The organism is Aminobacterium sp. UBA4987, from assembly GCF_002396985.1.
Lineage (GTDB): Bacteria > Synergistota > Synergistia > Synergistales > Aminobacteriaceae > Aminobacterium > Aminobacterium colombiense.
The window spans coordinates 94,623-115,416 of sequence record NZ_DGZF01000001.1 but is presented as its reverse complement, the minus strand read 5'-3'; the positions used below and the strand labels follow the sequence as shown (position 1 = coordinate 115,416).

Annotated in this window: 21 protein-coding genes and 1 pseudogene; 4 read left to right on the top strand and 18 right to left on the bottom strand. The window is 43.3% G+C overall.

What is annotated here, in order from left to right; genetic code table 11:
- Positions 1–180: 180 nt before the first annotated feature.
- The 4 genes from B2U56_RS00550 to B2U56_RS00535 form a co-directional block, all read right to left on the bottom strand.
- The gene (locus tag B2U56_RS00550; protein ID WP_286951517.1) at positions 181–2,145 is read right to left on the bottom strand and encodes a TRAP transporter permease; all 1,965 of its coding nucleotides are present in this window, start codon (positions 2,143–2,145) and stop codon (positions 181–183) included.
- A complete protein-coding gene (locus B2U56_RS00545) occupies positions 2,135–2,644 on the bottom strand; it encodes a DUF1850 domain-containing protein (RefSeq protein WP_286951514.1) in 510 nt (169 codons plus the stop codon). Before B2U56_RS00545 ends, B2U56_RS00550 begins: the two co-directional genes overlap by 11 nt.
- Before the next feature lie 114 nt (positions 2,645–2,758).
- Entirely contained in the window at positions 2,759–3,715 is a 957-nt protein-coding gene (locus tag B2U56_RS00540) for a TAXI family TRAP transporter solute-binding subunit (protein ID WP_286951513.1), read from the bottom strand.
- A 58-nt stretch (positions 3,716–3,773) separates the two neighbouring features.
- Entirely contained in the window at positions 3,774–4,763 is a 990-nt protein-coding gene (locus B2U56_RS00535) for an NAD(P)-dependent oxidoreductase (RefSeq protein ID WP_286951512.1), read from the bottom strand.
- 358 nt (positions 4,764–5,121) lie between these two features.
- Between B2U56_RS00535 and B2U56_RS00530 the strand changes: the two are divergent.
- A pseudogene (locus B2U56_RS00530) lies at positions 5,122–5,265 on the top strand (aldehyde ferredoxin oxidoreductase C-terminal domain-containing protein); the annotation flags it as partial.
- Between the two features lie 44 nt (positions 5,266–5,309).
- On the opposite strand, the gene B2U56_RS00525 reads toward B2U56_RS00530, so the two are convergent.
- From B2U56_RS00525 to B2U56_RS00495, 7 genes are all read right to left on the bottom strand, one after another.
- Positions 5,310–5,951, bottom strand: a complete 642-nt coding sequence (locus B2U56_RS00525) for an L-fuculose-phosphate aldolase (RefSeq protein ID WP_286951509.1) — start codon at positions 5,949–5,951, stop codon at positions 5,310–5,312.
- Positions 5,952–5,971: 20 nt separating this feature from the next.
- On the bottom strand, positions 5,972–6,769 hold the full coding sequence (locus B2U56_RS00520) for a putative hydro-lyase (RefSeq protein ID WP_286951507.1): 798 nt from the start codon (positions 6,767–6,769) through the stop codon (positions 5,972–5,974).
- On the bottom strand, positions 6,766–7,539 hold the full coding sequence (locus B2U56_RS00515) for a LamB/YcsF family protein (RefSeq protein ID WP_273015213.1): 774 nt from the start codon (positions 7,537–7,539) through the stop codon (positions 6,766–6,768). Before B2U56_RS00515 ends, B2U56_RS00520 begins: the two co-directional genes overlap by 4 nt.
- 23 nt (positions 7,540–7,562) lie before the next feature.
- A complete protein-coding gene (locus tag B2U56_RS00510) occupies positions 7,563–8,642 on the bottom strand; it encodes a biotin-dependent carboxyltransferase family protein (RefSeq protein WP_273015209.1) in 1,080 nt (359 codons plus the stop codon).
- The gene (pxpB, locus tag B2U56_RS00505; RefSeq protein WP_273015210.1) at positions 8,639–9,406 is read right to left on the bottom strand and encodes a 5-oxoprolinase subunit PxpB; all 768 of its coding nucleotides are present in this window, start codon (positions 9,404–9,406) and stop codon (positions 8,639–8,641) included. Before pxpB ends, B2U56_RS00510 begins: the two co-directional genes overlap by 4 nt.
- A 21-nt stretch (positions 9,407–9,427) precedes the next feature.
- Positions 9,428–10,462, bottom strand: a complete 1,035-nt coding sequence (locus B2U56_RS00500; protein ID WP_286951504.1) for a metallophosphoesterase — start codon at positions 10,460–10,462, stop codon at positions 9,428–9,430.
- A 231-nt stretch (positions 10,463–10,693) separates the two neighbouring features.
- The gene (locus tag B2U56_RS00495) at positions 10,694–10,894 is read right to left on the bottom strand and encodes a cold-shock protein (protein ID WP_013047899.1); all 201 of its coding nucleotides are present in this window, start codon (positions 10,892–10,894) and stop codon (positions 10,694–10,696) included.
- Positions 10,895–11,128: 234 nt separating this feature from the next.
- Here B2U56_RS00495 and dps point away from each other — a divergent pair, with 234 nt between their 5' ends.
- From dps to B2U56_RS00480, 3 genes are all read left to right on the top strand, one after another.
- Positions 11,129–11,680 carry a DNA protection during starvation protein gene (gene dps, locus B2U56_RS00490; protein ID WP_013047898.1) on the top strand — a complete coding sequence of 184 codons (552 nt, stop codon included), beginning with the start codon at positions 11,129–11,131 and terminating at the stop codon, positions 11,678–11,680.
- 320 nt (positions 11,681–12,000) lie between these two features.
- Complete coding sequence (locus tag B2U56_RS00485) at positions 12,001–13,029, top strand: homoserine dehydrogenase (RefSeq protein ID WP_286951502.1); 1,029 nt, start codon at positions 12,001–12,003, stop codon at positions 13,027–13,029.
- A 61-nt stretch (positions 13,030–13,090) separates the two neighbouring features.
- Positions 13,091–14,347: a hypothetical protein gene (locus B2U56_RS00480; RefSeq protein ID WP_286951500.1), complete on the top strand. Its 1,257-nt coding sequence runs from the start codon at positions 13,091–13,093 to the stop codon at positions 14,345–14,347.
- Between the two features lie 56 nt (positions 14,348–14,403).
- Here B2U56_RS00480 and B2U56_RS00475 read toward each other — a convergent pair whose 3' ends face one another.
- The 7 genes from B2U56_RS00475 to B2U56_RS00445 form a co-directional block, all read right to left on the bottom strand.
- Positions 14,404–15,627, bottom strand: a complete 1,224-nt coding sequence (locus B2U56_RS00475) for an ABC transporter permease (RefSeq protein ID WP_013047894.1) — start codon at positions 15,625–15,627, stop codon at positions 14,404–14,406.
- On the bottom strand, positions 15,621–16,316 hold the full coding sequence (locus B2U56_RS00470; RefSeq protein WP_013047893.1) for an ABC transporter ATP-binding protein: 696 nt from the start codon (positions 16,314–16,316) through the stop codon (positions 15,621–15,623). The genes B2U56_RS00475 and B2U56_RS00470 overlap by 7 nt, the downstream gene beginning before the upstream one ends.
- Positions 16,294–17,499, bottom strand: coding sequence for an efflux RND transporter periplasmic adaptor subunit (locus tag B2U56_RS00465; protein WP_286951496.1), 1,206 nt, complete (start codon positions 17,497–17,499; stop codon positions 16,294–16,296). Before B2U56_RS00465 ends, B2U56_RS00470 begins: the two co-directional genes overlap by 23 nt.
- Positions 17,496–18,770, bottom strand: coding sequence for a TolC family protein (locus B2U56_RS00460; protein WP_286951493.1), 1,275 nt, complete (start codon positions 18,768–18,770; stop codon positions 17,496–17,498). The genes B2U56_RS00465 and B2U56_RS00460 overlap by 4 nt, the downstream gene beginning before the upstream one ends.
- Before the next feature lie 147 nt (positions 18,771–18,917).
- The gene (locus tag B2U56_RS00455; RefSeq protein ID WP_013047890.1) at positions 18,918–19,247 is read right to left on the bottom strand and encodes a cupin domain-containing protein; all 330 of its coding nucleotides are present in this window, start codon (positions 19,245–19,247) and stop codon (positions 18,918–18,920) included.
- 220 nt (positions 19,248–19,467) lie between these two features.
- The gene (locus tag B2U56_RS00450) at positions 19,468–20,139 is read right to left on the bottom strand and encodes a phenylalanine--tRNA ligase beta subunit-related protein (RefSeq protein WP_013047888.1); all 672 of its coding nucleotides are present in this window, start codon (positions 20,137–20,139) and stop codon (positions 19,468–19,470) included.
- A gap of 115 nt (positions 20,140–20,254) precedes the next feature.
- Positions 20,255–20,758, bottom strand: coding sequence for a L,D-transpeptidase (locus B2U56_RS00445; protein ID WP_286951489.1), 504 nt, complete (start codon positions 20,756–20,758; stop codon positions 20,255–20,257).
- Positions 20,759–20,794: the final 36 nt, after the last annotated feature.

Below are 20,794 nucleotides of genomic sequence, written 5' to 3'. Positions count from 1 at the left end.
CTACACCTTTCCGGGGATTGCGGCTTTTTTTATCTGAAAATGTGCGAATATATTGCGCATTATCTAAAACGTTTATAACATAAAATAAAGCCTGGCTACTCTACTCTTAACAATAACCAGGCTTTACATTATTTTTAAAAAATCATCCTTGAAACATTGTTTCTTTTCCCATACAAAAAACTACTCTGCTTTTGATTTTAAAGTTATTTTCTGAACTACCCAAATAAGCGCTAACGTACCTAAACCTATTAAATCTGACACTAGCCCGGGGAAAATAAGCGCTAGAGCCCCACCAAAAAGAATTGCTCTCTCCCATATCCTTAAATTTCTTAGCCAATAGCCCGTCCCTGCAAAAGCCAGCGCGCCCGCACCTATTAGAGCAGTGGCAGAATAGAACAATACTTTAACAGGAGTTGTGTCAATAAGGAGTAATTGTGGATTATACGCAAAAACGAAAGGAATCAAGAATCCCGCAATTGCCAGCCTTAAAGCGGTAAACCCTGTTTTCATAGGATTTGCATTAGCTATCGCAGCGCCTGCATATGCTGCTAACGCTACAGGTGGAGTCAAGTCTGCTATGATACCATAATAGAGTATGAACATATGGGCTGCCAAAGGGGGAACCCCAAATTTCTGTATTGCAGGCGCAGCCATAGATGCAAGAACAATATATTTTGCAGTCGTAGGCAAGCCCATTCCTAAAATAATGGAAGCAATCATCGTAAAAAGCAATGTTAGGAAGAAACTGCCGCCTGAAAGTACGACAATTCCATTTGCCAGTTTGAGCCCTACTCCTGTAAGAGTTACAACTCCTATTATAATTCCTGCACATGCACATGCAGCAGCAACACCAATAGCTGAACGAGCCCCATCTTCCATGGCTTTGAGTATATCTTTAAAACTAAGCCTGGTACTAGCTTTAAGCATTGCTATTCCTACTGTTACTATAATAGAAACAAAGGCCGCTCTTAAAGGAGTGTACCCCTTCACAAGAAGATATACTATTACAAAAATAGGGATCAGGAGATGCCCCCCCTCTTTTAGGACTTTGCCTACATTCGGCAAAGTTTCCTTAGGCAGACCTTTTAGCCCAAGTCTTTTTGCTTCCATATGTACCATCATCCCAACGGACAAGTAGTACAACACTGCAGGCAAAGCTGCTGCAATCGCTATTTTAATATAAGCTATTCCTAAAAATTGCGACATTATAAAAGCAGCAGCTCCCATGATGGGAGGCATAAGTTGGCCCCCCGTAGAGGCTGTAGCTTCTACGGCCCCTGCAAAATGAGCTGGATAACCTATGCTTTTCATCAGAGGAATAGTAAATGTTCCTGTTGTAACCGTATTAGCTACAGAGCTCCCCGAAATTGTGCCAAAAAGACCACTAGCAAGCACTGCTACCTTTGCAGGGCCCCCTACCCTATGACCTGTCGCGGAAAGAGCCAGATCTATAAAAAACTTTCCCAAACCTGTTATATGTAAAAAGGCCCCGAAAAGAATAAAAAGAAAGACAAAGGTTGCCGAAACACCTAGCGGCAAACCCAGTATTCCTTCGGTGGTCACATACATATGAGTAATAATTCTTTTAAGGGGAAAACCTCTATGACCAAGCATTCCCGGAATATAAGCCCCAAATTTTGCATATAAAAGAAAAGTTGCGGCCACTAATGAAATAGGGAGACCTGCTATACGGCGGCATGCTTCGAGAACTAAAAATATAGCTAAAGTCCCAAAGATTAAATCTCCCCAGGTAGGCAATCCCGCTCTCAAAACAATTTCTTTGTAATTAATGACTATATACAATCCTATCCAAGCACCAAGAGCAGCGAGAACGATATCAACCCATGCAAGTTTATTCTTAGGCGATTTAGAAGATACAGGATAAAGGAGAAAAACAAGTCCCAGTGTAAATGATAGATGAACTCCCCTCTGGATCTGAGCGGGAAAAACTCCGAAAGCCGCAGTATAAAGCTGGAACGCTGAAAAGGCTATACAAAGAAAAACAATCACTTTCCCCCATATATTATTTAATTCACGAAAATTTGATTCTTTATCATATTTTTTAAGGATTTCTTCTACATTAACTTCGCTCTTTTTAATTTCTTCTACATGCTCAGACTCGTTAAGTGCCTGATTATTTTTCACCACGCCACCCCCTGAACATTGAAAGAACATTGAAAAGATTAGTGTTTTCTATTTGAAAACTTACCGGTTGACCAGGTTCCACCCAATCCTCTAGCTTTATGATGTTTTTTTTGAAAAGGAAAGCATGATCTGCAAAACGTCCTACTCTGATCTCTAATTGAGGGATTTTTAAGTTGTAACCCGTGATAATAAATTTACCTGGCTCCCTCGTAAACGATTGGTTTTCGGAGATACAATGAGGCAAACCAGCACCAAAGTCCGAGTAAACAGTTTCCACCAAAGTAATATACCCTTCAACTATTTCATAAGTCTCGTCAACTGGAGTTTTTTCAACAGAGTGTATACATCGGATCGTAAAACGATCTCCGTTATCAATAACCCTCTGATAAACGATCTCTCTATCCTTATTTTTTACCCTTATTGTCTGGAAGGGGTATATAAAGGATACTATAAAAACAAAAACACTCATGACTACGGTGGGAAGAAAATATTTTTTCAATAGGCATTCTCTTTTCATGTATAAAGTTATCATCACTAAGTTTTAAAAAAGAGTTTTCTGAGAGATCATCTTCTCAGAAAACTCTTTTTGCTCATGAAATCAACGATGCTTTCCTTATTTTATTAACCCCACTTCTTTATAATATCTCTCTGCACCTGGATGGAGGGGAATCGTAATACCGTCCAGGGCCTTCTCCAACGTAATGGATTTTCCCTTATGATGACTTTCTCCAACCTCATCAAGGTTTTCAAAAAGGGCCTTGGTTATCAAATAAACTTCTTCTTCCGGAAGGTTTTCGCCAGCAATCAAAATGGCCTGTACAGCAACTGTTTCCACAGGCTCTACCTGGCCGCTGTAGGTATTTGCAGGCATCAGCTCCACTGCAAAGAAGGGATATTCTGCCATGAGAGCTTCTCTCATTTTCCCGTAAATAGGGATAAATTTAATCTTGTGAAGGGTGCAAATATCCTGGATAGAAGAGTTTGGGGCGCCTGTAGTGTAAATAAAAGCATCAAGCATTCTATCTTTAAAATGGTCCGCTGTTTCTGCATATGAAAGGAAGTGAGGAGTAAAATCCTTATACTCTAGACCGTAGGCACCAAATATCTGCCTTGCATTTGCCTCATTCCCGCTTCCAGGCGCACCTACGGACACGTCTTTTCCTTTAAAATCTCTTATTGTCACTAATTCACTGTCTGCTGGCACCACAACATGTATTGTTTCTGGGTAAAGTCTTGCGATTGCTCTTACATTCTGTATCTTTCCTTTAAAAAACTCAGTTCCGGTATACGCATAATGCGCTATATCGTTCTGTACGAGAGCGAGGTCAACGTCTCCAGCTGTAATTAAATTCATGTTTTCTACTGAAGCTCCAGTAGACTGTGCAGTTATATTAACTTCGGGTACGTGATTGCTGAGTATCTGAGCAATTGCTCCTCCCAGGGGATAATAGGTCCCTGCAGTTCCCCCTGTCGCAAGGGTCCATTGGAGAGTTCGGGCTGATGCCCCACCGGCAAACATCATGATGCAAAAAGCCACCATTAGAACCATAGCCCAGCTTCTTCTTAACATGATCTTTCCTCCTTCAAGTTAATTATATTTAGTAATTAACAGCATCACATTACTAACCTTATACTTTGAATTTGAGAAAGTCCGGATTTAAGAGCCCTGGGATTGTTTCTCCTTTTAAACAAGCTAGCGTGGAATTAACAGCACCACTAACTTCCCTAAAGAGAGTTTCTACTGTCCATGCTGCGACATGTGGAGTCATTATCACATTAGGAATATTATTAAGAGGATGTTGAGAATCTACTGGTTCTTTAGAATATACATCTAAAGCTGCTCCAGCTATAGTTTTTTCTTTGAGTGCTTTGATAAGGGCTACTTCATCAATAATTGCCCCCCTGGAAGTATTGACTATAATAGCCGTTTTCCTCATTAAATTGAATTCGTCATCTGAAATAAGATTTTCAGTGTCCTTAGTCAGCAAACAATTGATCGAGATTACATCAGATTCTTTTAGCAAAGAAGGAAGGTCATCTACCTGGCTAAGGTAACTACATTGATTTTTTTCCACCTTCGTAAATGGATCATATACAATAACCTTGCAATCAAAACCATAAAGCTTTCTCACCACCTCTTTTCCCACGGCCCCATAGCCAATGACTCCAACAATTTTATCTCTTAATTCCAGGCCTAAAAAACTGTTAGACGCTCTCCATACATTATTTTGAATCGCTTGGGAATGGGTTATAAACTGCCTAAGGGAGGCTAATATCAGCATTACTGCATACTCTGCAACTGAAGTATTGTTACCACCGGGAACATACGATACAGCAACACCTCGTCTTGTCGCTTCTTCTATGTCGACGTTCGAAGGTTTCGCTCCACATTTTGCTACAATTTTCAGCTTTTTTAAAAAACTAAAATCTTCTTTGCTAATGGCGCACCTAGAAGTAATGATCAGCCCTTCACTATGATCAATTGTCCCCCGTAAATCCTCTTTTGAAAAATTTTCATCTGGGTAAATAAACTTCACATCTGTAATTTCCTCTAGCGGATGGTACCACTCTTCTGGTCCCTCTGGTTCGATCACGTATACTATTGGCTTTTTTGTCACAAAACTTCACCCCATGCATTGTGTATTTTGAAGAGAACCATGGTAATATCGGCCTTCACTAAAGTGTCTACATCAACCTTTATCAATGCCAATAGAATTTAGTACATCTTCTCTACACCAGCTGAAGCTTCTCCTATGTCGCGCAAGCCCTAAGATATTGTTTAAATTGTAATTTTCATTCAACTTATCATAGTAAAAATACAAAGTCAACATGAACATGTCAAACATATTGCATGCTATAAATAATTGTCAATATTTTTTTAAAAAAGACGCTCCTTTTTAAGTTGTTTATTTCCTACGCAAAGACAAAGTCTAGCCTTCACCAAAAGATATTTAGACTAAAACTACACAAGATGGCCCAGGGAAAGGACAGGTGGTTAATCAAGACCGTCTTCTCGATATTATTTACACTGCTAAAGGCTGGGATGAACAAGGGATACCAACGAAAGGGAAACTGGAAGAACAAGGGTTAACTCAAATCGCGTCAAAAATGTTCAACTAATAAGATTACTAAAGCTTAATAGGGCTGCTACTAATGAGGCAGCCCTATTGTTTTCCGTAATCAGCAAACTTGCGCAGAACATTCTCCATCTCTTCTTCAGAAAGAATCACTGGTTCGCCAATACTTTTCGTCCGATAGTAAATTTCTGAAACAAGCTCTATTTCCTCTGCTGTTGAAAAAGCTCGAGAAAGGGTTTCTCCCACTGCGACCAGCCCGTGATTGGCAAGAAGAACAGCATTATAGTTACCGATAGCCTTCGCAACATTTTGAGCAAGTTCAGGAGTTCCGTAAGTAGCATAGGATGCTAAAGGCACTTTTTTACCCGAAAAACCAATAAGGTAATGAACTGGGGGAAGTTCCCATCGTAAACACGCAATTGTTGTGGCAAACACTGAATGGGTGTGAACAACAGCTGATATGTCATCTCTTCTCTTATACAAAGCAAGATGCATCTCCGCTTCGCTGGAAGGTTTTACATTTCCTTCTATTATCTCTCCGGAAAGGCTCATTATTACAACATCAGCAGCTTTCATTTCGAAATAATCAATACCTGTGGGGGTCATGGCCACTTCTCCCCTGGCCCTGTTACAAATACTAATGTTCCCCCCTGTGCCAGTTGTCAGTCTGGAAGTAATCATTTTCTGACAATATGCCACTATCGCTTCCCGCTCTTCTTGAAGTTTCATCGTAATACCCCGTTTCTCACTTAAAACACCGCATAGGATGAATCCAGCGAATCTGCAACAAACATATAACCAGGCGCGTGGGTTATGGCAAAGGGAGGCTTGCTCGCCATAAGCGCTGCCTGAGGGGTCACTCCACATGCCCAAAATACTGGAACTTCGTTATCATATATAGGAACAGCATCCCCAAACTCTGGAGAATGAATGTCTTTAATACCAATAGCCGCTGGATTGCCTATATGAACTGGCGCCCCATGCACAGCAGGGAATCGACCTGTTGACAGCACAGCCTTGGGAACCTGTGTATATGGAATTGAGCGCATACTCACCACCATTGGGCCTGACAAACGCCCAGCTGATTTACACTGAATATTTGTAACATACATCGGCACATTCGAACCTATCTCAATGTGCCGAACAGGAATGCCTGCACCAAGCAGTGCACTTTCAAACGTAAAAGAGCAACCTAGAAGAAACCCCACGAGGTCGTCTCTCCAGTATTTTATTATGTCTGTTGGCTCATCAACACACTGACCATCGATCCAAACCTTATACTTAGGAATATCTGTTCTGATATCGGCACCTGGAGCGATCATCTTTGGTTCCGGATCCCCTGGCTCTGTCACATCAAGTACTGGGCAAGGTTTTGGATTACGCTGAGCAAAAACGAGAAAGTCATAGGCCCAGTCTTTCGGTAAAATAACGAGGTTAGCCTGAACATGTCCCTTGGCCATACCAGGAGTTGGCAGGTTATATTTCCCCTGTCGAATCAGCTCGCGAACTTCCTGTGGAGTGCAGCTGCAGAAATCTGCCCCTTTCATATCCCAAGAACCTCCTTGATATTTTGAATCGAAATGCCCTCTTGAACAAGAATCTCCCAAATAGCAGCAGCCATGGCCACTGCCCCTTGAGTGTCTCCATGAAGACATATAGAATGAGGCCTTAGGGGAACAAGTGTTCCATCAATAGCCTCCACAACACCTTCTTTAACCATCCGGACAACCCGGCTTGCTGCCAGTTCAATATCATGAATAACCGCCCCTGGCTGCTTCCGTGGAACAAGAGTGCCATCTGACTGGTAGGCCCTGTCTGCAAAGGCTTCGACAGCGAAGGGGATTTCTGCTTCACTGGCTGCTTTTTCAAAACAAGTGCCAGCTAGACCGAGAAGTATTAGCCCTTCCCCTCCGTCCCGAACAGCACGAGCTACGGCTTCAGCCAGGGCTGGATTCTTAGCTGACTGATTGTACATGGCGCCATGAGGCTTAACATGCTGAAGAGGTATTCCATAGACCTTGCATGCAGCTTGTATTGCCCCTATCTGATAAAGACAATAGGCATACACTTCATCTGGAGAACAAGCCATTTCTCTCCGTCCAAATCCCATAAGATCCGGATAACCTGGATGAGCTCCCACTGCTACGCCTTTTACTACAGCCTCCTGGACTGTCTTTAACATCACTTGAGGATCACCAGCATGGAATCCGCATGCAATATTAGCGGAAGTGATGCTTTTCATAACATCTTCATCATGCCCCAGAACATACACACCAAAGCTTTCTCCCAAATCGCTGTTTAAGTCTACAGAGAACATGGAATCATCCCTTCTCTCAAAAATTAGCAATCAAGACTCTCCCAACTCACTGTATGAGTTTCTCCATCCACTGAAAGCTCCCACGTCCCAGACGTCATTAATATTTCTGTTTCGCACTCAGACATCGGGGGAACAATCCGTGTAATCCATGCAGCAACAGACTGTCTAAGTTTTATTATTTGGTCAGATTCTTGTTTTGCTAAAGAAACAGCTTCTTCAAAAGACACCTGCTTAAAGCGGATTTCCTGGCCTGGAAGATATTGAGCAATTTCAGCAATGTCAGGCGAACAGAGAACAGCGATTTTCGTATATCCACCAGTTGTTTGACGATCTGCCAACATCACTATAGGCTGGCCATCACCTGGAACTTGGACTGCACCAAGAGGGATGGCATCTGAAATAATATCTGCCCCCCCAGAATGTTCAATAACTGCCCCTTTCAGACGATATCCCATACGATCAGCGGATTCGGTAATTTTATAGGGTTCTGAGAAAAACGTCTCTATCCCCTTAGGTGAAAAAGCATCATCTTGAGGACCAAGTACTACTCGTAATGGCCGACCTGTCCTCCGCTCAGGCAATACTGCTACAGGACACTGAAAATCTACAAAACGGCGCCAAAGGATATGAGGCTCGCCAGTAATAAAAATATCACCTTTTACGAGTGCCCGCCCGTCTACTCCTCCGATTTGTGCCCTAAGATATGTAGAACGGCTTCCCATAACGACAGGAACATCTACACCCCCTGAAAAAACCAGATATGCACGGCAACCATTACCTTTCATTCCGCTGAAAGAAAGGGTGTCCCCTTCGCCAACTTTCAAAACATTATTACAGGGATAGGATATTCCGTTAATGGAAAAACCCAGGTCGGCTCCTGTTGCCACAACAGCACCTTCTCCTTCAATTACCGTCAATGTCGGACCAAGAACTGTCACTTCGAGACAAGCTGCTCCTTCTTCGTTCCCCACCATAACATTACCGCTTTTCAAAGCAAAAAGGTCCATTGCTCCCGCAACAGGCATCCCCTTGCCCTGAAATCCCCACCTGCCCATATCCTGTACTGTGGTAAGCATTCCCGGCTGTGCAACTTTTATCTTCATGCCGGAACCTCTCCTTTATCAAACATTTCGAGAGTATATTCTCCATGGGAAACCTGTTCTTCTATAAGGGCATATTCGTTAGGGGAAATTGGTCGAAATCGTATCCATAGCCCCCCATCAGTTAATGTGGGCGGTTCTCGTGTAGCATCAAACATTCGTAAGGGCGTTCGCCCGATAAGTTGCCATCCACCAGGACTATCTATTGGATAAATCCCCGTCTGTCTTCCAGCTATTCCCACACTTCCTGCAGGGATTTTTTCTCGAGGCTCTACAAGGCGAGGGGTGGAGATAGATTCATCCATCCCGCCGAGATATGAAAATCCAGGAGTAAACCCAAGCATATAACAGTAATAATCCACAGAAGAATGTCTTTTAATCACTTCTTCCTCTGATAACCCTGAATGATGAATAACATTTTGAAGGTCCGGCCCAAACTCGAAACCATAACAAACAGGAATGATGACACCTCTTCCCTTTTCTCCTATAAAATCTGATTCGGCCTCACTAGCTAGACGATTTATAAGAGGAAAGAATCGTAAAGGATCAATGGCAAGAGGGTCGAAATATACTGCAAGAGAACAGTATGTGGGAACAAGTTCACGCAACCCTGAAACTTTTTTACTTTCTAGAGTACGTCGTAAAGCCTGAACCCTTCCATTCACATCTAAAGATATAGCATCGCCATACTCTATAACCACGCAGCTATCTCCAGCACATCGTATTTTCGGCCATTGTTTTTCTATCAAAACCAAGCCCACCTCCAAAGATGGCAGCTCCTAAAACTTTTAGCACGACATTTCTTTGAATTCTACCTTAAGCACAAGCAGAAGGTGATAGTATCCTTTACGCTTGCAGCTTTCTATGGCTTCTTCAACTTCCTCAAGAGTTGTACGCCGAATTAAAGTGTGGAAAGCCATTATGTCATGGCCCTGTAGGACTTGCTCAAACTCCAGCCACGCATTAAGCAACTCTCCATGATGTTCTATAAGAGAGAGAAGGGATTTAGTTTTAAAAAGAATCTGTGAAAGACTTTCTTCCCGATGTTCCCTCACAGCCAGAGGTTCTGCCGACATTAACGATTCTTCTACAGGAATAACCAGGCGATAAAGAGCCTGGTAGAACCCTTCTCCCTCGATCCCCACACTAAAGGGCGGAGTCTGAACATGGAGGTGTCCAAAATACCACTGGCGAAAATGAAGACGGGGAACAAGGGTATCAAAGTAAAGAGCTACTGGATCTCGTGGAACATGGCAGGGATTAAGGGTAATGCCAATATATTTTGCACGAAGCAACTCTAACAAAACGGAAAAAGGAGCCATGTGGGTAAACACATAATCCACTTTCCATCTCACCTGCTCTAAAGATTGCCAGCCCCTAACCATTTCTTCTTCAGATGGGATTTCGCGCTCCCACCACGAGATTCCTGGGCGACGGAAACACCTATCGATGCTTAACGCTCCACCAAATGTGAAGCAAGCATAATTTTCTATAGTATAAACATACCCTCTCTTTAGGTGAAATATTTTATCTGTAATCACACCTACGGGGTTGCCGAAATGTTTTTCTGTAGGAAGGTCATCTAGTCGTGTAAAATTTTCGTGGTTACCGTCTATAAAAAGTGTCGTCCACGGCATAGAGGAAAGCCATTGAAGCCACTCCAGCTCTTTTTGTGTAGGTTCAGGAGCGAAGAGCAGGCCAAAGTCACCCATAATGAGCAAAAAGTCATGCTCACTCAAATTTTTGCCCACAGCATAATAAAAAGGCAGCAACTCATCCATTTCTACGGTTCCGTGTTTATCGCCGGTAACGTAAAGGGCCATAAGCTCCTCCTTTTGGGGCAAATTTGCTACTTATGATTATGGATGAAAATCACGGCAAATGCCAGTGTCATGTTATTAAAATAACAAACTTCCTTTTGATATCCCTCCGTGTAAAAATCCTTTCCGAACCGCTCAATTTAATATTATCAACCTTCCATTCGAGATAACCATAAAAATAGGGACTGCCCTAATGGGCAGTCCCTATTATCTGCCTAGAATTAACGTAAATTCTTACAGAGGTTTAACGTTGGCAGCCTGAGGTCCTTTCTGACCAGACTCGATATCAAAAGAGACTTTCTGCCCCTCGTCGAGAGTCTTAAAACCATCAACCTGAATCGCGCTAAAATGAACGAAATAATCTTTTCCGTCCTCACCAGTGATAAACCCATAGCCCTTTGTGCCGTTAAACCATTTTACTGTTCCTTGTGTCAAGATGTTGCCTCCTAAATTGTTTTTGCTGCTTCTTTTCTGCAGCTTGGTTAGCATACAGACTTTTAGCAACTTTGTCAAGAAAATTTTTTGAATTTGTGTAGATGGACCTGAGTTTCGTTCCGCCTCTTTGGGTTTACTCATCTTAATATCAGGGTTTTCTGTATTGTATTGCAAATTATGCTGCGATATATTTATCTGCATGTAAGATGTTTCAATTCGGAAGGAGGCACGAAAATGGCAAAAGTAGCAAGAGAAATGGTTGAAAAAGCAGGAGTTGATGTGGAAAAACTCCTAAAATTGCTTGTGGCCAATGCAGCTGCAGAGCTGACAACTTTTTATTACTACACTATACTTCGATGCAATCTTATTGGCCTCGAAGGAGAAGGAATAAAGGAAATAGCGGAGACAGCACGAATTGAGGACAGAAACCACTTTGAAGCACTCGTTCCCAGAATTTACGAGTTAGGGGGCAAACTTCCTGACGATATGAAGGCCTTTCACGATATTTCTGCCTGTCCTCCCGCATCATTGCCTAAAGACCCTACAGACGTAAAAGCAATCTTGATGGTTCTCGTAAACGCTGAGCGATGCGCGGTCCGTGGATACACCGAGATATGCCACTTGACAGCAGGCAAGGATCATCGGACCTATGAGCTTGCCCTGGCCATTTTAAATGAAGAAATAGAACACGAATCGTGGTTCTCCGAATTTCTTGGAGAAGGTCCTTCTGGCCATTTCTTGAGAAGAGGTGAAACTTCTCCCTTTGTTTCCAAGTTCATGCGTTGAAGCGGCTGTTTAGGAATGACTTTATCCCTGCCAGATGACAATACAATTGACACTATCAGCACATTATGTTAATCTCCTTGAAAATTTATTAAGTATTCAGGAAAGGAGGATCTTTACGTGTCGTCAAAAAACTATAGCATCAATGAAATTTCTCTTATCAATGTAACTATAACTACTACTATGACGACATGTGTCGACCCTCCTGGAGCAGTCGGCGTTTGATACGTCGTGTACTGAAACTTCAGCCGGGGGTCTTCAATTTTAGAAGGCTCCCGGCCTTTTTTATGTCATTATTCTAGAGAGAAAAGAGATGGTGAAATATGAAGATTTGGGGCCTATGCTTTATTGGTTTTGGTAACGTTGGTCAAGGTCTCGCTCGTATTTTGGTTCGAGAGGAAGAAGAACTTTATCGCAAGTGGGGATTCAAATTTAAAACTTTAGCTGTAGTAGGCCGGACAAAAGGTGCCTGTATGAATCCCGAAGGTATTTCTCTGCAGGCCCTTCTTAACAGATTGGATCGTGGCGAATCCATAGGTACAGATTTTATCTCCCCCTTGGAAGCTGTTCGTCTTTCTGGCGTAGATATTGTTATTGACGTTACCCCCACAAACCTCACTACCGGTGAACCTGGGTTATCCATCACAAGAGCCGCATTGAATGAAGGAAAGCATGTCATTTCCAGCAACAAAGGTCCTGTTTCTCTGGCATTTCATGAACTTCAGAAATTAGCTTCTGACAAAAGATGTGAATACCGATTTGAGGGCACTGTCATGAGCGGAACTCCCGCCATCAATTTGGCATTGGAATCTATGGCAGGGTGTGAATTTTATGAAATTCAAGGTATAGTTAATGGTACAACGAACTATATCCTGACCAGGATGGAAGAAGGGCTTGAGTACGATGTTGCCCTTAAGGAGGCTCAAGATTTAGGATATGCGGAAACCAATCCCGAAGGGGACGTGGACGGGTGGGACGCTGCAGTAAAAGCTCAGATCATTGCAAATGTTATTATGAGAAACACTATTCCTCTCTCTAAGGTAACTCGAAAGGGTATTGCTGGCTTGAGCCGTAAAAATATACAAGCAGCTAAATCTAAAGGGGCAAAAATCAAGCTTCTTGCTCATATTCAACGTACCTCGGATGGAGTTTTAGCCTCAGTAGCTCCTGTTGAACTTCCGCTATCCCATCCTTTAGCAGGAGTGGACGGCGCCACCAACGCCATAACTTACAACACAAACAATATCAAAAATGTCACTATTATAGGCCCTGGAGCAGGAAGAGAAGAAACGGGACAGGCTCTTCTGTCCGACATGCTCTCTATTGTTGCTCATGAACAAGTTCTCTTTTAGAGAAAAACACAGGCTTCATAGTAGAGGCAGTTATTATAAAGATGTGAGGAGGAGTTTTGAGATGAGCTACGAAAAGTTTTGCATAATGCCGCAAACATTGGAGGACATTAACTGTTTTCTCTCTGATCCCAAAAATAAGACCCTAACCGACCTGCGTAGAGTCGTTTCAAAATATGGTACTGTATCAGAGATCAACGAAAAAGCCCGTGAAGCTGGGAAGGTTGAAAGTCTTCTAGAGAAAGTGGAACACGCAAACCCATCCCATGTCAAAGAGCTGGATTGGCTACAGGCTGCTAAAGACTGTGGGGATTTTATATCCCTATCCGAATATCGTTCCCGCATTGCTCCAGATCGGCCAGCATGGAGTTATGACGAAACAATGGCTGTGACTCTTGAGATCAGTGCCATGCAATATTTCCCCTGGCTGATAGCTGAAGCGAAACAGGCCAAAGAAAAGGGTGAAATTCTTCCTGGCCGTTTTATTAGAGTCCGTAAGATGAAAGAGCAGGAAGCCGATAATGGGGACTTACCAGCGGTAAGAGCAGCCATTAAAATTCTTGGAGCCAGTTGTGTAGAGACTCTCGATACTAAAGGAACAGACGGATCGAACATACATCTGGGAGGGCCAGATACCATCACTGGATATTTCGGCGGCATCGGGCAACCCAACAGCCACCCTCTAAAATGGATCGATGAGCTTCTCTATTACTATGTAAACTATGGAGTAGACGAAGTGCTGAATATAAATCCAGGAACAGTTTTTTTAGGATATCTCCTCTACCGTCTCGGTGTAAACATCAGATTCAAAATCTCGGTTTTCATGGGAAATGACAACCCCTATTCTGTACTGTGGACATTGCTGGCTGCCCGTCTTTTCGCCAGAGATGACGGGACCACCCCTCTTGCTGGATTTAATTTATCTAATTCTATTGATGGAGAGCATATCGCAAAATCTGCAGAGATTCGAAGAGAACTCGGTCTAGAAGATGATGTTCGCATAGAACACCATATTACAGAAACGTGGAAAAGCATCGTTCGCCAGCCATACGATAGAAGAGATGAACTCCTTGAGCTTGCAAAAACTATTTCTAACATCTCAGCCAAACATGAAGGAGGAAATCCAGAAGACGAACAGCAGCTTTATCACCAGTCAGATATACTCGACTACTTTAGAGATAAAAAGGAAATAGTAGGCACTGGAGATTGGGAGGCACTTACCCGCAATTATCTTCTTAAGCACAAAGCAGTAAACACCACGGCCGAAGCCCTCACCAAAGCAGGTCTTTCCTTCATTGCAGCAGGTGTTCACCGCCTTTGATTCTTTTTTCGAGAAAGTCAGAAGGGGCTGTCATTTTTCGATAGCCCCTTCTTTTATTATTCGTATCTTAACGCTTCGATGGGATTAAGCAACGAAGCCTTATATGCTGGGTAAAAGCCAAAGAAGATGCCCACACAGCCAGAAAATCCAAAGGAAAGGACCACAGATAGAAGAGAGATATCAACGGTCCATCCCAACGCCTTCGAAATAACTTCAGCCCCTGCGATACCAAGAATAATACCTGTAATTCCCCCTAAAAGAGAGAGAGTAAGGGCTTCCACAAGAAACTGCAATCGAATATCTGCTCTTTTGGCCCCTATAGCCATTCGAATGCCAATTTCCCGTGTCCGTTCAGTAACCGAGACAAGCATGATATTCATAATGCCAATGCCCCCCACTAAAAGGGACACCCCTGCCACTGCAGTGAGAAGCAAACTCATGACCCGGGTCGCACTTTTGGCGCTTTCCACCATCTGTGTCAGGTTGCGCACAGTAAAATCATTTGATTCCCCTGGTTTTATCCGATGGCGCTGAGCAAGAAGCGCTTCTATCTGTTCCTGAGCCAAATCAAGGTGCTGTTCAGAAAGGGCCTTTACCGAAATGGACGAAGCCATACCCATCCTTTGGGGGCTAAACAACCGTCGCTGCACGGTAGTAATTGGAACAAGAACAATATCATCCTCGTCCCGCCCCATAGCGCTTTCCCCTATTTTGTTCAGAAGGCCGATTACAACCATGGGCACACCTTTAAGACGAAGGATCTTACCAATTGGGTCCTCCGTCACGAATAAATTATCTACAATGGTCTGCCCCACAATACAAACCTTTGTCGCGCTCCGTACATCCTGATCTGTAAAAGTTCTCCCTGAGGCAAGGCTCAAATCACGAACAAAAAGATAGTCAGAGGTCGTCCCTGTCACCCGGGCCGGGTAATTTTCATTTCCATAGACCGCTTGAGCCGTTCCGCCGTAATAGGGAGCAACGTAAGCCACCGCGCTGCATTCCTCTCCAATGGACATCGCATCATCAATTGTAAGATTATGAGCTATGTAACTTCGTGAACCTCCAAAGGTAATTGTTTCGGGACGCACCACAATCATATTGCTGCCAAGACTCGAAAAACGCTCTGCAATCTCTTTATTGGCACCGCTCCCCACAGCGAACATAATGATCACCGCCATAACGCCTATGACGATTCCAAGCATGGTCAAAGCCGAACGGGTTTTATTGGCGCGAAGAGACCTAAAGGATATTTTCGAAGTTTCATACAAACTCAGCATGTCGGGTTCACTCTTTCATCGTGCACTATGGTTCCATCTTTTACCGTAATAATTCTGGAGCCGAATAGTGCCATATCCCGCTCATGAGTAACCTGTATAATAGTTTTACCGGACTCAACATTAAGTCGCACGAAGAGTTTCATCACATCTATCCCCGTTTTGCTATCGAGATTGCCGGTAGGCTCATCAGCCAGAATGAGGGGTGCATCATTGGCAAGAGCTCTCGCTATAGCCACACGCTGCTGCTGGCCTCCTGAGAGCTGCTGCGGCTGATGATTTGCCCTGTCTTCCAAATCCACAATTTGAAGGGCGTGGAGAGCTCGCTCATGACGTTTCCTTGCCGATATGCCGCTATAGAGCATAGGGAGTTCTACATTTTCGAGAGCTGTCATACGGGGAAGAAGGTTAAAACCCTGAAAGACAAAACCAATAGTATTCTTCCGGATATCCGCAAGTTGGTTTTCGTCGATGGTGCTCACGTCTGTTCCATCAAGATAATAATGCCCTTCCGTTGGGGTATCGAGACATCCTATAATGTTCATAAGCGTTGATTTTCCAGACCCCGATGCCCCCATAATCGAAAGGAATTCTCCCTTTTTAACGGAAAAAGACACGCCCTGAAGAGCCGTAACATCTACCTCTCCCATAGAGTAGGTCTTGTAAATATTATCGACGCGGACCAGGTACAAAGGGAGACCCTCCTCCATTGCTATTGGTTTTACCAGAAAGAATGCTTGTAACCACATTCATTCCCTCATTAACATTGCCAGAAATTTCAGTGTACAAACCATCAGATATTCCTATAGATACGGGAAGGGGCTTGAATTCCTTGCCGTCATAAAGCCAAAGTGTCTTCTGGTTTGAAGAAGCGTTTCGTCTAGCCGAATTAAAATTTTGCCCATTTCCATTGGAAGCGAGAAAATCTGGACTCGGTTTGAAACGCAAGGCAGCATTAGATACTTTAAACACGTCAATCTTTTCTTTGGCAATGACCGAAACATTAGCTGTCATACCAGGCATAAGTTTAAGATCCGGATTTTGAACCATAATGATAACTGTGTATGTAACTATATTGCCTTCGGCATTAGGAGCAAGGCGGATCTCCTCTATACTACCTATAAAAAAGAGCTCAGGATAGGCATCAACAGTAAATTCAACCCTTTGTCCTGCTTCTATCTGTCCAATATCAGCTTCATCAATGTTCGCTTCCACTTTCATTTTCGTCAGATCTTCTGCGATAGTAAAGAGAGTGGGAGCAGACTGGCTCGCATTCACAGTCTGTCCAACCTCCACTGCCCTGTCAATAACGACTCCATTAATAGGAGAGGTTATACGCGTGTAGCCAAGACTTACCTCCTTATGTCTCAAATTAGCTTGAGACTGGGCCAAACTTGCTTTAGCGGCCTTTAATTGGGCAAGAGCCGTATCGTACTCTGTCTGAGCTGCATCAAGCTCACTTTCTGCGATAAGGTCTCTGGAATAGAGCTCTTTTTTTCTATCCCTGTTCTTCCTCGTGTTTTTAACAGTGGCCTCGGCTTTTGCAAGGTCTGCCTGAGCGGAAAGAACGTCAGCCTTTGCTGTCTCGAGGTTGGCCTGCAAAAGAGCAGGGTCTATCTCTGCAATGAGCGCTCCTTTTCTTGTAATAGAATTGAAATCGGCATAGATAGCTTTGACCGTGCCGGAAACCTGGGTTCCAACATTTACAGTATTGACCGCCTGAAGGCTGCCCGTTGCGGAAACTGTCTTTATGATCTTGCCACGAGTAATAGGAGTTGTTTCCACAACCATGGCTTTTGAAGCGTCTTTACGGGATATGATAAAATAACCGCCCAAAGCAAGAAGTAAAAGAAGGACAACTATCCACTTTTTCATTCCACCGTTCCCCCTACCACCTTTTCAAGAGCAGCCCAGGACCGGTGATGAGAATAGAGTGCCGACCAGTACCCTTGCTTAGCCTCTTTAAATTTTTCTGTAGCGTCGGCCACTTCAATTGGAGAGCCTACGCCTACTTTATATCTGTTTTGCGCAATCGTCAGATTCTCTTCTGCCTGCTGCACCGTTTTTTGCGCAACTGACAAAACCTCATCAGAGTCGATAAACTCCATATAAGCCTGTTCCACTTCTTTACGAACATCAGAGCGAAGAGACTCTTCCTCCCCTTCGGCCACAACCAACTCCGCCCTGGCCTGGTTTATTTTCTCCCCCTCAAGTCCTCCATCGTAAAGGGGGATCTGAAGTGTAACTCCAACAGACCAGTTATCATCTTCGGTAGGATGACTGCCGCCAATGGCGTATTTTCCCGATGCTCTTACCTCTGGTGCATTTCCTTTCGCAGCCAGGCGAATGCTCTCCTTGGCTGCCTTAACACCTATCTCACTGGCCAGAAGGTCTGCCCTTTTCCTTAACGCTGTTTTTAAAACTTCGTCGAAAGGTATAGAGAACGAAACACGCTCCTCTACATCTTTGAGTACATATTCCGGTGCTTCTGTAACCCCCATGGCATTATTGAGCTCTGCCCTCGCTTTTTTTATTGCTGTTTTCGCAGTCACCACCCCAAGCCTAGCCTTGCTTTGTTCCACTTCCGCAGTAGTCACATCATATTTTGGAACAGAGCCCACGTCATAAAAGGCCTGGGCCTGGGTGAGAAGAAGAGTATAAAGATTCAAAGTTTCTTCGGCTACTTCGAGATCTTTCTGTGCCTCCAGGGCATCAAAATAGGTTTTTTTAACATTATATTGAACTTGACACTCAATGGTTTTATAGTTTTGAGAAGCACTCTCTTTCTTCAAACGAGCGATGCTTTTTTCCGCCTTCGTCTTCCCAGCGTCTGTAATTAACTGTGAAATTCCAGCACTTGTAGAATAAGTATCGCCATCCCGAGCAGCAGAAGACTCCTGACGGCTGTAGCTGCTCGAAACATCAACCTGAGGGCGTTCTTTTGAAGCAACTTGCCCCATCTGGCTGTCAGCTACATCAATTTTAGCCCTGGATGCTTTAAGATTCGGGTGGTGTACCTCCGCTATGGCAAGACACTGTTCAAGACTGAGAGGGGTAGTGAATATTATTTTTTCTTCACTTAATCCTTCAGTAGAATGGCACATACAAAGAAAAGCTGTCAAAACCAAAAAGACGTACTTTTTCATCCCAAGCTCCTTCAAAAATAATCTTTATTATCTTTATATAGGGTACATGCCGTCTATTTATACAAAAAGGAACCCGTCTTATCATCGTGGAATATGCTTATATTTATGAAAAAGAGGCTGACCTTATTAAGTCTAGCCTCTTTTAGGTTACGAACGGATCATTACTAGGGCCATTTTAAAATCTTCAATAGCCCTCAGCCCATGGGGAACATTTGCTGGCATAATAAGCCATTCCCCCTTCTCAACTATTTGTGGTGTTCCAGCAAGGCTTATTTCCGCTTTCCCCTCGAGTACCTGTACCAACGCATCGTAGGGAGCAGTGTGCTCGCTAAGACCTTGTCCTCTATGAAATGCGAAGAGGGTCACTGTTCCTGTAGGATAGTCTATAAGAGTACGGCTGACAATCGCGCCCTCTTGAACCTCAACCATTTTTCCCGCTTCAAATTTTTCTCCTTTTTCAAAAGTCCCGTGGTTCATTTTTTCACTCCTCCTCTAGTAATAGAAATATGCACTGTGTATTTTTGACATGCTACCATAATTCCTACTACTTTACTAGTGTTTTTTAAATATCAAAATTGATGCTGAGAAGGCTCAGTTGCGAATGAACCCTGAATTTTTCCTCTATCAAAATAAAAAGCCTGTGTGAGAGGTGAACCTCTTTGATTTGCAATGAATCCACTGACTGCGCCCTCCACTATTATGGGGAAACAGCCATGAAATCGATTTTTGCTCTCGGAGAAAAAAGAAGTACATTATTTTTTATATCTTCCAAGTGGGATAAGGTGTCCTGTTTATCTATATTCTCCGGCGCATACACTACAAAAAGAACGTTTTGCGTTTCAGCAGTAATGGCTGTGCGCTTATCAGGGCCATAAATGACACTTGATATGACACCTTTATCGTCACAGATAAGCATATCGTTATCACAAACGAGTTTCTCCGTATCATTTATTAACGTGTAGTATCTATCACCATCTCCAATATCTGCAACTATGGGAAACTCAACTTTGTCGAAATCATGCCCTGCCGTAAGCAGCATATTTTTTAACTCAGCTATAAACATAGCGGTAACGAGACAATTGACAATGGGGATACTTCTCCCCTTTATTGCTACAGACTCAATCTGGTAAAGCACAGGATAATTCTGACCATACAACTTAAAATACTGGTCATAGACACGAAGTACTGGTTGATTTCGCAATTCTGCCCGAGACATCATACTAAATTTGCTTCGTAAATCTTCTTCCAGGTTCTCTCTCACGCGGTTGAGGCAATCATGACATGACCCGTTACTGACTTCTTTAATGATTAAAATACCAATATGGGCTTTCGGAAACTTCTTTAGAAAAGCATCAGTTGTTGTGATCATTTTCTTTCCCTCCTCTTCCCGCTCTTCCCCAATCCCTCCTTGTTAATTCTAACCGTTTGCTGCCATGTCAAGAGGTTAATAATTAACTGTCATTCAACAATAAAAAACAAAGGCTTTATTCCTCAATAACAACAACCAAACCCGGCTCTACATGTTTGACTAAAAGTTCAAGATGATCATTTCTTAGCCGAACGCATCCTTCCGTTGCCCTTTGTCCAATAGAACCCGGATCATGGGTTCCGTGAATGCCTATGCCTGACCAGCCGGTCTTCAATCGGATAAACCATGGGCCATATGCCCCCTTAATGGGTCCCTTCCCATCCTTGAAATCGTGAACCCAATGGCTTGAGTCATGAATTCTTTCTACAATAAAAGTTCCCACGGGAGTTCGCAAATCTCCGACTCGCTGTTTATTCCCCTTATTTCGCCCCACTGCTACGGGAAAAGACAATACTTCTTTCCCTTCTCTGTAGAGGGTGAGAACAAATTTTCTTTTTTCCACGACAATCCTGTCTGGAGGCTCATGAGCATAAGTCTTTTCCCCACACAGGGCTGGATTGTTGGCCGCTGCGAAAAAGCAAAGGAAAAATGTCAACAGAATAAGGTTTTTAATCTTCATTGCCTAGTCCTCCAGTTTAGATTTATGCTCCATATC